The following is an 11,944-nucleotide window of genomic DNA, read 5'->3' on the forward strand; positions in this document are numbered from 1 at the left end:
GGCTTTGTGCGCCGCCGGGCCGGCCAGGCGGCTCAGGACGTCGGCGAGGGCGGCGGCGGCCGGGGGTGCGCCGGGGCCGGGCTGGACGGTGAGTTCCAGGGCGGGCAGCCGGTCGATGCTGACGGCCAGGCCCTTGCTGGCGAACTCCTGCCGGATGCGGGCCAGGATGTCGGGGCTCACGATCGCGATGCGGACGCGGCCCCGGGAGCTCGGCGAGCTGGGTGAGCCCTCTGAGTTAGGTGAGCCCGCTGAGCCCGGCGCCGTCGTCGTCCCAGTCGCAGTAACCGTCATGTTTCCAGAGTCCGCTGCGCCGCTTCAGGATTTCTCCAGACGGGCTACAGACGTTACAGACTGCGCTCGAAGCGCGGGCTCGTCCCGACCGAATCAGAGTCTTGATCCCCCGGTCACCACCGGCTCCGGCGCCTCCAGGATCAGCTCGCCGCGTTCGGCGTCGTAGGCGAACAGCTCGGCCCAGCGGCCCCAGGCGATGGCGGTGTCCAGCTGCCGCCGGGCCTCGTCCTCGGAGAAGCCGCGGCGCAGCAGGTCGAGGAAGAACCCCTCGCGCAGCGACCCGTCCTTGGCCGCCCGCAGGGCCTTGACGATCGCGCCGACCAGCGGGGCGTGGCGGACCACGAGTCCGGCGAACTGGGCCTTGGCCGGGTCGGTGGGAGAGACCACGAAGGTCCGGCCCTCGTCGGTGATCTCGATGTCGGAGCCGGCGACCGTGGCCATGGTCAGCAGCACGGCGGCGTCGACCAGCGGCAGCAGGTCGTCGACCTCGAAGTTCAGGTCCTCGGCGATCTCGGCCAGGCCGTCGCGGCCGCTGCGGGCGTCGAGGATCTCCAGCAGGCCGGACAGTCCGCCGACCGAGGCCTCGGGCAGCGGCAGGTCGATCGGGGTCAGGGCGGCGACGGCGGCCGGCGCCACCACCTCGGCCTTCTCCAGGGCGGACTCGCGGCCGGTGAGGATGTCGTAAACGGTGTCGACCAGTTCCTCGTAGCCGGGGTCGCGCTTGTCGCGGGGGCGGGGCAGGTCCACGCGCAGCTCGGCCAGGATGCGGCCCGGGTTCGAGGACAGGACCAGGATGCGGTCGGCGAGCTGGACCGCCTCGTCGATGTTGTGGGTGACGATCAGTACCGCTTTGGTGGGGAACTCGCGGCTCTCTCACATCTTCGTCAGCTCGCCGCGCAGGTTGGCGGCGGTGAGGACGTCCAGGGCGGAGAAGGGCTCGTCCATCAGGAGCGCGTCGGGCTCGACGGCCAGGGCGCGGGCGAAGCCGACGCGCTGGCGCATGCCGCCGGAGAGCTCCTTGGGGTACGCGGACTCGAAGCCGTCCAGGCCGATCAGGTCGATGGCGCGCAGGGCCTTGTCGCGGCGCTCAGCCTCGGGGACGTCGCGCGCCTGCATCGCCAGCTCCACATTCTGCTGCACGGTCAGCCACGGCAGCAGCGCGAAGGACTGGAACACCATCGCCACGCCGGGGTTGGCGCCGTTCAGCGGCTCGCCGCGGTACTCCACGCTGCCCGAGGAGGGGGCGATCAGGCCGGCGATGCAGCGCAGCAGCGTGGACTTGCCGGAGCCGGACTTGCCGAGCAGCGCGACGATCTCGCCCTCGCGCAGCGTCAGGGAGACGCCGTCGAGGACCGGCAGCGCGTGGCCGTCGGGGGTGGTGAAGGTCTTGGTGACGCGTTCGGCCTCGACGATGACGGTGTCGGCGGCGTGCGGGACCCTCTCGGTCACGGCCGGCTCCTTCGCGCTCACAGGGAATACCTCGCCTCGGCCAGGGCGTACAGGCGCCGCCACCACAGCCGGTTCAGTCCGACCACGTAAACGCTCATCACGACCACGCCGATCAGCACCTCGGGGAAGTCCCCGGACGCGGAGGCCTTGGCGATGTAGGCGCCCAGGCCCGCGGCTTCCAGGTGGTGTTTGCCGTAGTCGACGATCTCGGCGACGATCGAGGCGTTCCAGGCCCCGCCGGCGGCGGTGATGCCGCCGGTCACGTACGCCGGGAAGATCGCCGGCAGGATGAACCGCTTCCAGCGCAGCCATCCGCTGACTCCCATCAGCCGCATCGCCTCGCGCAGATCGGAGGGGACGGCGCTGGCGCCGGCGATGACGTTGAACAGGATGTACCACTGCGCGCCCAGCGCCATCAGCAGGATGCCGCCGAAGTTTCGGTCGTGTTCACCTTCGTCTACTCCACCGCCGCCGCGCGCCTGCCCCGCGCCTCGAAGGTGCTGATCCCGCTCCTGGACATCCTGCAGTCGGCTTCCCGGCGAACCTGCTGTTCCCGTTCGCGACCGCGTTCTTCATCGCCACCGGCGTCAGCCTGACAGCAGCACGGCGACGCCGACGAGCACCACGGCGTCGACCCAGCGGAACGCCGGACGCCTCCAGACCCCGCTGGACGGGAACTGCCCCCACGACGCCATCGACCACCTCCGCGCAGACCCGACCGACCGCCGTCAGCGGCCGGGACGGGTTCATGATTCCACGCTCGTTTGGCCACGCCGGAGCGATTCGGAACGTGGGCGCGGCGGAAGGATGAACAGAAGTTGATTCCGCACGGAATGCAAACAGCCTGCTCACGGGGTCTTCTAGTCGGCAGCTAGTCGGCGGCTTTCCGAGCCGCCTCGGCGACGGCACCGACAGCGCCGAGCGCGGCGTCCAGCTGTGCCTCGGTCACGAAGTAGTGCGGCGAGGCGCGCACCACCTCCGTCAGCCCGCGCCGGGCCATGTCGTAGTACGTCGACGAGCGCCGCGAAACGCTCACCGCGACGTCGCGTCGGGCCAGCGCGGCCTGGACCTCGGTGGCTTCGAGGCCGGCGATGCTGAAGGTGACCAGGCCGCTCTTGCGGACGCCGAGGTCGTGCACGGTCACGCCGGGGATCGCGGCCAGTCCTGCGCGTAGGTACGTGCTGCGCTGTGTGACCTCCTGTTCCACCGCCGCGGGGCCGAGGTCCAGCAGGTAGCGTGCGGCGGCGATCAGGCCGAGGCGAGCGGCGGTGTCGTTCTCCCAGAGTTCGTAGACGCGCGCGTCGTCGCGCAGCGTGTAGGTGTCGGGGCCGGTCCAGGTGCCGCCCTGCAGGTCGGCGAGTTTGGGGCGCAGGACGGCCTTCGCGCGGTCGCGGACCACGAGGAAGCCGGTGCCGCGGGGGCCGCGCAGCCACTTGCGGCCGGTGCCGGTGAGGATGTCGACGTCCAGGGCTTCGGCGTCGACCGCCAGTTGGCCGACGGCCTGGCAGGCGTCGAGCAGGACCAGGGCGCCGGCGGCGTGGGCGGCGTCGCTGACGCGGCGGACGTCGGCGACCGCGCCGCCGTTGGTCGGGACCTGGACCACCGACACCAGCTTGACGCGCTCGTCGAGCAGGTCGGCCAGCGCGTCGGCGGAGAACGTGCCGTCGGCGTCGCTGGGCACCAGCTCGACCGACACGCCGACGGCCTGGGCGCGCATCAGCAGCGGGATGGCGTTGCCGCCGTACTCGAGCTCGCCGACCAGGATCCGGTCGCCGGCGGCCAGCGGGACCGCGTCGAACGCCGCCAGCCAGGAGCGCGTCGCGCTGTCGGTGAAGGCAACCTGGTCGGGGCGGCAGCCCAGCAGCTCGGCGAAGACCGCGTAGCCGGCTTCGAGGTCGGCCTCCCGCTCGTCCAGCGCCTCGTAGCCGCCGATCTCGGCCTCGCGCCGCAGGTGGCCGATCACCTCCTGCAGGACCGGCGCCGGCGGCAGCGAGCTGCCGGCGCTGTTCAGGAAGACCTGCTTGGCCGCTCCCGGAGTGTCCGCCAGGACCCTGGTCATATCGATCATGGATCTGAGATTATCGGACCGCCGGGCGGAACGATTTGTATCGACTTGTATCGACGGTCGGAACGATCTTTGATGATCAGGCAGATCCTCCAGGTAGGCCTCGGGGATCCGGTGGCCAGACGAGTTGGCGGCTGAATCAGTGGGCCGCAGTACCTGACCACGATCGACGGTGCGACCGTGCACTTCGCACCTGCGCTCCCCCGAGCCGGACGCCACGCCGCGGGTGGCGAAGGCGTTCGCCGAGCTGATGCGTCGGCTGGGGTACGAGCGGTACGGCGTGCAGGGCGGGGACTGGGGCTCGGCGCCGGAGCCTTCGCGGACGCCGACGGGGTTGGCGTGCTTTCCGGCGGAGAACCTCATCGTTCTGCGACACCTGGCCGAGCGGAGCAACAACCTGGTGCGGTGGACGGAGTTCGAGCGGGGTGGGCACTTCGCGGCGATGGAGGTGCCGGAGTTGTTGGTCGGGGATGTTCGGGCGTTCTTCCGGCAGCTGCGGGAGGCGTGAGGCGTTCTGCGCGACAGGGTTCTGACTGACTCGGGTCGTGGCGTGTCGTGGCGTGTCGTGGCGTGGCGTGGCGTTTCACCCGTTCGGGTGCCGGGATCGTCGAACCTTAAGATCCCCTGAAAGAGCTTCCCGACCTGCTGTTTCTCTGGGCTTTAAGGTACCTGTCTACGAGTTCGATCATCAGACTTCACGCATCATCTGTCCGATGAGCGGCTATTGCCTGTTTCGTGACACGGGGATCCAGCAGCGGCGCAGCAGGCGTCGCGGCCCGTGGACGAAAGGGCTGACAGATGCGCTCGATCAAGACCACCGTGACCGCCGCCGCCGTGCTGACCGCGGGCCTCGTCCTGACCGCTCCGGCGGCCCACGCCGCGACCGCCGCCCCGCAGGACGGCAAGGGCACCTGCTGGAGCGCGATCTCGGCCGCGGAGAAGGCGAAGCACGACTTCAACGCCGCGGCCGCGGACCTGAAGGAGCAGGTCGCCGCCGGCGGGCACCCCGGCACCGCCGAGGAGGAGAACCTGCGCGACCTGATGGGCAAGGCCAAGGCGGCGATCGCGACGGCCGAGAAGGTGTGCAAGGGCGACCGGGACCACGGCTGGGACCGGGACCGCGACCACCGCCGCCACCCGCGCGGGGCGATGCGCACCGGTGTGGGCAGCACGAGCCAGGGCGTGAACGGCGGCGAGCTGGCCGGTGGTGTCGGCATATCGATAAATCGGCGGTATGTGGTCGAGCGCGCCTCGGGTGTTGGTTCGGGGCGCGCTGAGGCTGTGGTGGTTGCTGGACCTCTGCGGGAGATGCGCGATGGAGTACGGAGATGCGCGGCGGCGTGGTGATGGCGTCGGCGACAGCGGCACAGCGAAGGCTCGGCGTGGGATCTCGGCGCGTGGTGTCCTGACCGCGTCGGTGGTCTCGCTGGGGCTGTGCGTCGGCGTCGTGATGGTGGCCGACAGTCTGCGTACCCCGACTCCGCCTCCTCAGCCGACGGCTGCGCAGGGGTTCCCGAAGGCTGCTGGTCCGGCTTCGGCAGCGGTGGCAGCGCCGGCGTTCGACGTCGGCAAGTTCCAGCCGATGGACGCGCCGCCGATTCTTGAGCCGGCGACGCCGACGCGCGTGCGTATCCCGGCGATCAGCGTCAACGCGCCGTTGATGTCCCTTGCTTTGGACTCCACGGGGCGCCTGGCGGCGCCGCCGGAGCAGGACCGGAACCTCGCGGGGTGGTACGGGGAGGGGGCGTCGCCCGGCGAGATCGGGACGGCGGTGATCGCAGGGCACGTCGACAATGATCAGGGCCCTGCGGTGTTCTACGGGCTCGGCGCGCTGAAGCCCGGGGCGGAGGTGGACGTCGACCGGGCCGACGGGGTGACGGCGGTCTTCACGGTCGACGCGGTGCAGGCGTACGACGCCCGGGCGTTCCCGAACGACAAGGTGTACGGCGACGCGGCGCGCGCCGAGCTGCGGGTCATCACGTGTGGGGCGGGGTTCGACAAGCGGCGCTACGAGTACTTGGGGAACGTGGTGGTGTTCGCGCATTTGACGGCGGCGCGGGGACTGGCGGGCGGGAGCTAGCGGCGCGGTTGGCCGACGGCTTTCTCGCGCGGCCGGCTGGCGAGTCGTCGCCCGATCGGCTCGGCGATCAGACCCAGTACGTGTCGTGCTTCAACATGAACTCGGCGCGCTGGTCGTCGGCGATGCCTTCGAGCAGCCCCTCGAAGTAGCCCTCGCGCGGTGCGCCGGGGGCAAACAGCAGCAGCATTGACGCCTGCTGGCCGGACTCGTTCTTGAACGCGTGCAGGCCGCCGGTCGGGACGTAGAGGAAGTCGCCCTGGCGCGCGTCGATCCACTTCTCGCCGTCGAAGAGCTCCACCGTGCCGTGCAGGATGAAGAGCCCCGCCTCAGCGCATCGGCCGATTCCGCGGTGCACGCGGAGCGCGACGTGGCGCGGCGCCCGGCGTGAGCTCCAGCAGGCGGCAGACGCGGTAGCGGTGCGGGCGCCACTGCTCGTAGAAGGCCTCCACCTCGTCGTCGGCCAGGGGGCGGCCGAGTAGTGCCATGCCGGTCATGCGGCCCAGGTGGTAGTCGCCTAGGGGCAGTGCGTCGGCGTCGCCGAGGGCGCGGTGGCCGACTTGCGCTGCGGTCCAGATGCCGATGCCGGGTATCGCCGCCAGCAGACGGTAGGCCTCCTCGGGGTCGGCTGCTGCCTGGTCGAGGCGGGATGCCTGGCGCGCCGTGAGGATGACAGTGCGCGAACGCTGGTGGTCGATGCCTGCCTGGCGCCAGTCCCAACTGGGGATCTGCTCCCATGCCGCGGGGGTCGGGGGGACGCGCATGCCCGCCGGGGCCGGTCCCGCGGCGGGGGCGGGGGTGCCGTGGATCTTGATCAGGCGGGTCCAGCCGGCGGTGGCGTCCTTGCCGACGACGCGCTGTTCGATGATGGCCGGGACCGCTGCCTCGAACAGGCGTCCTGTGGCCGGTACGCGCAGGCCTGGCAGGCGGCGGCGTGCGGCGCGCAGGAGGGGGTGCTCCGGTTGGAAGCGCTCGGGGTGGTCGTGGGCGCCGAGTTCGTCGCGGATGCCGTCGGCGAGTTCGGCGGCGCCGGGGCCCCAGGCCTCGATGACCAGGTCGTCCAGGCGGTGCTGGCGGATGCGGTACGTGACGGCTCCCGTGCCGGTCAGCGCGGCGCGCCACACCGTGCCGTCCGGCTCGACGCGGTAGGTCGGGTCGCGAAGGCCGTGCCGCAGGCTCGACAGGGTGAGCCGGGCGTTCACAGGGAACGCCGGCTGCCAGTGCACGGTGCGGTCCGCTGGGTGCTCCACGGCCGGGTGGGACACGGCACAGGCTCCTCGGCTGGCGGTCGTCGCGGGACGCTTACTGTCCTACAGCCTCCCGTACGGCGCCACCGCCGCTCGGCGCCACCAGGGTGAACGTCGCGCGGCACGGTGCCGGGGGCGACGTCGCACGGCGCGGTGCCGGGGGCGAAGCCCGCCGGAGCGGCCGCACCGCTCAAGGCCGCTGAAGGGCACTCAAGGCCGCTCAAGGCCGCTCAAGGCCGATGCCGCCGCGTCGTCACGGAGAGACCTCCCGGCGCCAGCGGCCGGGCGGCAGTCCGACGTGGCGGCGGAACGTCGCGGCGAAGGCGTTCGGTGAGCTGTATCCCGTGCGGCGCGCGATCTGTTCCAGGGTGAGTTCGTCGGCCAGCAGGTACTCGCGGGCCAGGGTCAGGCGCCAGTCGGTGAGGTACTGCATCGGCGTCTGTCCGAGCACGCGCTCGAAGTTCCGGGCGAAGGACGCACGTGACATGGTGCTGAGCTGTGCCAGTTCCGGCACGGTCCTGGGCTGGCGCGCGTTCGGGAACTACGACGCCACCGCGGGCCCCGACATCGTCCCCGACCTTTTCGGCATCGGCGATGCCACCTACGTCTCGGGCACTGGTGTCGGATCCAGCATCTGGCTGCGCCGGCGGCCTGGACGAGGGCGGTCCCGCCGACCGGACGCACTTCGCCCCGGGCTACTACGCCGCCAACGTCGCCGACTTCGACGGCAACCGCCTGGAATTCGTCCACAAAGCCTGGAACGCAGAGCCCTGACCAGCTCGTGAGCCAGAGCACCCCCTCCCCATTGATCGAACATTCGTTCTATAGTGGGCCGCATGAGATGGTCCGGCCAGCTGATCAGCGGAAACACCGATCCGACGGAAGAAGACAACAGCCCTGGGCGCACGCAACCCGTGCAAGTCGGGCTGTTCGCGGCGTCCGACACCGTCGTCCGCACCTTCGACACGCCAGGCTTCCGGGGCGCGATGTTCTACGAGGTACGCGCGAAGTCCGTCCTGAACAAGGTGCCGGGCGAGTCGCCGATGTTCGGCTGGACCATCAACCCCTACCGCGGGTGCGGACACCGCTGCGTCTACTGCTTCGCCCGCAAGACGCACACCTACCTGGACTTCGACGCCGGCCTCGACTTCGACACGCGCATCGTCGTCAAGGTGAACGCACCCGAGGTACTGCGGCGGGAGCTGGCGCGGCCGTCCTGGCAGCAGGAGCACGTGGCGATGGGCACCAACGTCGACTGCTACCAGCGCGCCGAGGGCTGGTACCAGCTCATGCCGGGCATCATCGAGGCGCTGGCCCGGTCCGGGACGCCGTTCTCGATCCTGACCAAGGGCACGCTGATGTTGCGCGACCTCCCGCTGTTGCAGGCGGCGGCGCAGGACGTGTCGGTGGGGTTGGCGATGTCCGTCGGCTCGATCGACGAGAGCGTCTGGCGCACGGTCGAGGCCGGGACGCCGAGCCCCGCACGCCGCCTGGACGCCGTGCGCACGCTCGCCGACGCCGGCCTGGGGTGCTCGGTGCTGATGGCGCCGATCCTGCCGTTCCTCACCGACTCCCCCGAGCAGCTGCGCGCGACGGTCGCGGCGATCGCCGAAGCCGGGGCGCGCTCGGTGACCCCGATCGTGCTGCACTTACGCAGCGGGGCCCGCGAGTGGTACTACGAGTGGCTGCAAGCCACCTACCCGAGCCTGGTCCCCCGCTACCGCGCGTTGTACCGCAACGGTTCGTACGCCCCGTCGTGGTATCAGGACCGGATCACGTCCGCGGTGCGCGAGTTCGCGAAGGCGTACGGGCTGAACCGCCCGAAACCGGCCGGGGAAGAGCAACCTCCCACCTTCCGGAAGGCGGGGGGCAAGCCCCCAGCGCGGGCCGTCGAAAGCCAACCCGCGCTGTGGGACGACGACGAGCTCAGTCCGAGCTGACCATCGACGTCGGTGGGACTCAGTGCTTCAGAAGATCAGCGCCCCCGGCGCGAAGCGGGCTTGGCGGCCGCACGCTTCCCGGGCTTGGCCGGGGCCGCACGCTTCGGAGGCGGAGCCGCCGCCTTGTTCGCAGCCTTCTTCTCCTCGGCGGCCTTCTTGTCCTTGACCCGCACCGCCTCGCGCCGGACCTCGGCCTGGATCGACCGCTCGGTGCGCAGCCACTCGGGCATGTCGGCCCGCAGCGCCTCGATCTGCGCGCTGGTCAGCGGCTCGGTGAGACCGCCGCGCGCCAGCCCGGAGATCGAGATCCCGAGCTTCGCGGCGACCACGGGGCGCGGATGCGGTCCGTCACGCCGCAGGTCGCGGAGCCACTCCGGCGGGTCGGCCTGGAGCGCGTCGAGCTCGTCGCGGGAGACGACCCCCTCCTGGAACTCTTCGGGGGTGGCCTCAAGGTATACGCCCAGCTTCTTCGCCGCTGTCGCGGGCTTCATCGTCTGGGGGGACTTCTGCGACGTCATGGGTCCAACCCTAATCGAGCCGGACGCGGCCGGTGATCGCACCGGGGGATACCGATCACGGCGGGTACCCTGGCCGAGTGACAGGCACCGTTCCGACCCCGACCTTCCGGCTCGCCTACGTTCCCGGCGTGACGCCCGCGAAATGGGTGCGGACGTGGGGTGAGAGGCTGCCCCAGGTGCCGTTGGAGCTGGTGGCGGTGACGGCGGCCGAAGCCCGGACGACGCTGGTCGACGCCCAGGCCGACGCCGGGCTGGTGCGGCTGCCGGTGGACCGGGACCGGCTCAGCGCGATCCCGCTCTACGCCGAGACCACCGTGGTCGTCGTGCCCAAGGACCACGAGCTGACGGCGGCCGAGGAAGTGACCCCCGAGGACCTCGGCGACTACATCGTGCTGCATCCGATGGACGACTGCCTGGAGTGGGAGACGCTGCCGGGCCGGCCCGCGATCTCCCGGCCGGAGACCACCGCCGACGCGATCGAGCTGGTGGCGGCCGGGATCGGGGTGCTGCTGGTGCCGCAGTCGCTGGCCCGCCTGCACCACCGCAAGGACCTCACCTACCGGACGATGACCGGCGTGCCGGAATCGCAGGTCGCGCTGTCCTGGCCGGAGGGCGGGACGAGCGACCTGGTCGAGGAGTTCATCGGGATCGTGCGCGGGCGGACGGTGAACAGCTCGCGGGGACGCGGCGCGCAGGAGGCGGCTGCGGCGGCGAAGACCGGGAAGACAGGGAAGACTGCGAAGACGGCCAAGTCGGCGAACTCCGCGAAGTCGGCCGTGAGCAACAAGAGCGCGAAGGCTGCGAGGACCGCGAAAACCGCCAGGTCCGCCAACTCCGCCAAGCCCCGGCGCCACAAGTAGCAGCGCCGACAGCGCCAGGACTGCCGACTCAGTTCCACATCTGGAAGCCGTCGCTCCCGTTGCACGTCCACTGCCGAATCGGCGCACCGTCGGCATGGTCGGTCCGGTCGGCGTCCACGCAGGTGCCGTCGTGGCTGTTCTGCATCAACGCCTGGGCCGAACCGTCGGTGTTCATCTGGCCGCCGCCGACGAACGAGAACTGCTGGCCGCCGTCGGCCGAGTCACAGCTCGACTGGAAGATCGGCTGGCCGTTGCCGACCTTGGACCCGTCCCAGTCCAAGCAGGTGCCAGCGCCGACGTTGCGCAGAATCGGCAACGCACCGACGGCTGACGAGACGACGGTCCACTGCTGGTAGGCGTCACCGGCGTTGCAGACCCACTGCCGGATCGGGGCCCCGTCGGCATGGTTGCCGCGATCGGCGTCCAGGCAGGTGCGGCCGCCGGAGTTCGCGAGTTGGAAGCTGAAGCCGCCGGAGATCGCGGCCCGGGCGTCGCCGACGAAGGACCGCCAGGAGCCGTTGGCGTAGGCGCTCCATGGATTCCAGTCGGCGCCGTGGTTGGAGACCCTCCAGGCGGCGTTGGCGTTGCACTGGATCTGGAAGGCACAGGCTTTGGAGACCTCGGAGTGGTAGACGCTGTTCATCTGCCACAGACCGCGGTCCTCCGAGCCGCCGGAATTGATGTTCACGGCGCTGGGGTTGCAGCTGGATTCGGCCATGGCCACCGCGATCGCGACGACGATCTGCGGTTCCTGCCCGAGCGAGGTGGCGACGGTGCGGTTGAAGGAGTATCCGGCCTTGGCCGCGACCTTCGCGCACAGCAGCGTGGAGGCCGGGACCGTGGCGTAGGTCAGGCCGAGGGTGTGGGGTGAGCGGTGCGAGCCGCCGTCGGCGGGGAGGGAGAACGCCCGGGCCGGAGCCGCGGCGAGGGTGGAGGTCAGGGCCGTACACAGGGTCGTGGTCAGAGCCAACGCCAACGCCAGTGCCAGGGCCGGCGCCGGGACGCTCGGTCGGGGGACGCGCACGTTCCACCTGTCCTCTCGACGGCGCGGGCCGGTCTGGTAAGCCATTGACTATGTGTTCTGATATCAAGTCTAAGGTTCACGGCCTGCGAAACCGCTGAAGCCGACCGTGGCGCGACGGCCGGACGAACGCCTGGCGTACAGGTGGCGGATCGAGGTGCACAGTGCCGCCCGTCGTGGTCTGCTGGAGTCGAGGCGGTGATCGCGATGGTGTACGTCGTCTACTTGCAGGGCGGGCCCGAGCCACTCGGGGTGCGCACGGACAACCGCGTCGTGACCACGACCGAGGCAGTTCCGGAGATGAGGGTGCCGTGCGAGGGCGGCGTGGGGCTGTGGCGCTACGCGGACGAGCACATCACCATCGGCACCGGGCAGGCCGCGGTGTTCGAGTTCGTGGAGCTGGTCGAACAGGACCCGGCGCCGCGCTGAGAGCGGCGCCCGGCAAGCTCTGACCAGCCCCGAACCAGCCCCGACCC

13 protein-coding genes and 3 pseudogenes are annotated in these 11,944 nt (G+C 70.9%); 7 read left to right on the forward strand and 9 right to left on the reverse strand.

Annotated elements, in window-relative coordinates; all coding sequences use genetic code 11:
• The 4 genes and pseudogenes from GWK61_RS47340 to GWK61_RS47355 form a co-directional block, all read right to left on the reverse strand.
• Positions 1–180 (reverse strand): hypothetical protein (locus GWK61_RS47340; protein ID WP_194919707.1); only part of this gene is annotated, 180 nt, incomplete at its 3' end.
• Between the two features lie 204 nt (positions 181–384).
• Positions 385–1,740 (reverse strand): annotated as a pseudogene (locus GWK61_RS61635) (ABC transporter ATP-binding protein).
• A 17-nt stretch (positions 1,741–1,757) separates the two neighbouring features.
• Positions 1,758–2,177, reverse strand: a pseudogene (locus GWK61_RS47350) (ABC transporter permease subunit); the annotation flags it as partial.
• Between the two features lie 434 nt (positions 2,178–2,611).
• Positions 2,612–3,808 (reverse strand): aminotransferase class V-fold PLP-dependent enzyme, encoded by a 1,197-nt coding sequence (locus tag GWK61_RS47355; RefSeq protein ID WP_228564118.1) that lies wholly within the window; start codon positions 3,806–3,808, stop codon positions 2,612–2,614.
• A 253-nt stretch (positions 3,809–4,061) separates the two neighbouring features.
• On the opposite strand from GWK61_RS47355, the pseudogene GWK61_RS61190 reads away from it, so the two are divergent.
• The 3 genes and pseudogenes from GWK61_RS61190 to GWK61_RS47370 form a co-directional block, all read left to right on the forward strand.
• Positions 4,062–4,313 (forward strand): annotated as a pseudogene (locus tag GWK61_RS61190) (alpha/beta fold hydrolase); the annotation flags it as partial.
• Between the two features lie 290 nt (positions 4,314–4,603).
• Complete coding sequence (locus GWK61_RS47365; RefSeq protein ID WP_194919712.1) at positions 4,604–5,152, forward strand: hypothetical protein; 549 nt, start codon at positions 4,604–4,606, stop codon at positions 5,150–5,152.
• Positions 5,121–5,885, forward strand: coding sequence for a class F sortase (locus GWK61_RS47370; RefSeq protein ID WP_194919714.1), 765 nt, complete (start codon positions 5,121–5,123; stop codon positions 5,883–5,885). The genes GWK61_RS47365 and GWK61_RS47370 overlap by 32 nt, the downstream gene beginning before the upstream one ends.
• A 67-nt stretch (positions 5,886–5,952) precedes the next feature.
• On the opposite strand, the gene GWK61_RS47375 is transcribed toward GWK61_RS47370, so the two are convergent.
• The 3 genes from GWK61_RS47375 to GWK61_RS47385 all read right to left on the reverse strand — a co-directional run bounded on the left by GWK61_RS47375 (position 5,953) and on the right by GWK61_RS47385 (position 7,643).
• Complete coding sequence (locus tag GWK61_RS47375; RefSeq protein WP_194919716.1) at positions 5,953–6,240, reverse strand: cupin domain-containing protein; 288 nt, start codon at positions 6,238–6,240, stop codon at positions 5,953–5,955.
• Complete coding sequence (locus GWK61_RS47380; protein ID WP_228564120.1) at positions 6,212–7,147, reverse strand: DNA-3-methyladenine glycosylase family protein; 936 nt, start codon at positions 7,145–7,147, stop codon at positions 6,212–6,214. The genes GWK61_RS47375 and GWK61_RS47380 overlap by 29 nt, the downstream gene beginning before the upstream one ends.
• A 235-nt stretch (positions 7,148–7,382) precedes the next feature.
• Complete coding sequence (locus GWK61_RS47385; protein WP_323748081.1) at positions 7,383–7,643, reverse strand: helix-turn-helix transcriptional regulator; 261 nt, start codon at positions 7,641–7,643, stop codon at positions 7,383–7,385.
• A 104-nt stretch (positions 7,644–7,747) separates the two neighbouring features.
• On the opposite strand from GWK61_RS47385, the gene GWK61_RS47390 reads away from it, so the two are divergent.
• Together GWK61_RS47390 and GWK61_RS47395 are read left to right on the forward strand one after the other, a co-directional pair.
• Positions 7,748–7,903, forward strand: coding sequence for a VOC family protein (locus GWK61_RS47390; RefSeq protein WP_194919720.1), 156 nt, complete (start codon positions 7,748–7,750; stop codon positions 7,901–7,903).
• Between the two features lie 62 nt (positions 7,904–7,965).
• Positions 7,966–9,069: an Rv2578c family radical SAM protein gene (locus GWK61_RS47395; RefSeq protein WP_194919722.1), complete on the forward strand. Its 1,104-nt coding sequence runs from the start codon at positions 7,966–7,968 to the stop codon at positions 9,067–9,069.
• A gap of 35 nt (positions 9,070–9,104) precedes the next feature.
• On the opposite strand, the gene GWK61_RS47400 is transcribed toward GWK61_RS47395, so the two are convergent.
• Positions 9,105–9,587: a DUF5997 family protein gene (locus GWK61_RS47400; protein WP_228564121.1), complete on the reverse strand. Its 483-nt coding sequence runs from the start codon at positions 9,585–9,587 to the stop codon at positions 9,105–9,107.
• Positions 9,588–9,664: 77 nt separating this feature from the next.
• Here GWK61_RS47400 and GWK61_RS47405 point away from each other — a divergent pair, with 77 nt between their 5' ends.
• Complete coding sequence (locus tag GWK61_RS47405; RefSeq protein WP_194919725.1) at positions 9,665–10,447, forward strand: LysR family substrate-binding domain-containing protein; 783 nt, start codon at positions 9,665–9,667, stop codon at positions 10,445–10,447.
• 28 nt (positions 10,448–10,475) lie between these two features.
• Here GWK61_RS47405 and GWK61_RS47410 read toward each other — a convergent pair whose 3' ends face one another.
• Positions 10,476–11,471 carry a ricin-type beta-trefoil lectin domain protein gene (locus GWK61_RS47410; protein ID WP_194919726.1) on the reverse strand — a complete coding sequence of 332 codons (996 nt, stop codon included), beginning with the start codon at positions 11,469–11,471 and terminating at the stop codon, positions 10,476–10,478.
• Positions 11,472–11,666: 195 nt separating this feature from the next.
• Here GWK61_RS47410 and GWK61_RS47415 point away from each other — a divergent pair, with 195 nt between their 5' ends.
• The gene (locus tag GWK61_RS47415) at positions 11,667–11,897 is read left to right on the forward strand and encodes a hypothetical protein (RefSeq protein ID WP_194919728.1); all 231 of its coding nucleotides are present in this window, start codon (positions 11,667–11,669) and stop codon (positions 11,895–11,897) included.
• Positions 11,898–11,944: the final 47 nt, after the last annotated feature.

Origin of the sequence: Catenulispora rubra, from assembly GCF_015356825.1 — a bacterium.
Classification (GTDB): domain Bacteria; phylum Actinomycetota; class Actinomycetes; order Streptomycetales; family Catenulisporaceae; genus Catenulispora; species Catenulispora rubra.

Bases quoted from the DNA above. Each gene is read 5' to 3' on its own strand.
- GWK61_RS47400 (WP_228564121.1), bottom strand. From the start codon at position 9,587: ATGACGTCGCAGAAGTCCCCCCAGACGATGAAGCCCGCGACAGCGGCG.
- GWK61_RS47395 (WP_194919722.1), top strand. From the start codon at position 7,966: ATGAGATGGTCCGGCCAGCTGATCAGCGGAAACACCGATCCGACGGAA.
- GWK61_RS47370 (WP_194919714.1), top strand. From the start codon at position 5,121: ATGGAGTACGGAGATGCGCGGCGGCGTGGTGATGGCGTCGGCGACAGC.
- GWK61_RS47355 (WP_228564118.1), bottom strand. From the start codon at position 3,808: ATGATCGATATGACCAGGGTCCTGGCGGACACTCCGGGAGCGGCCAAG.
- GWK61_RS47365 (WP_194919712.1), top strand. From the start codon at position 4,604: ATGCGCTCGATCAAGACCACCGTGACCGCCGCCGCCGTGCTGACCGCG.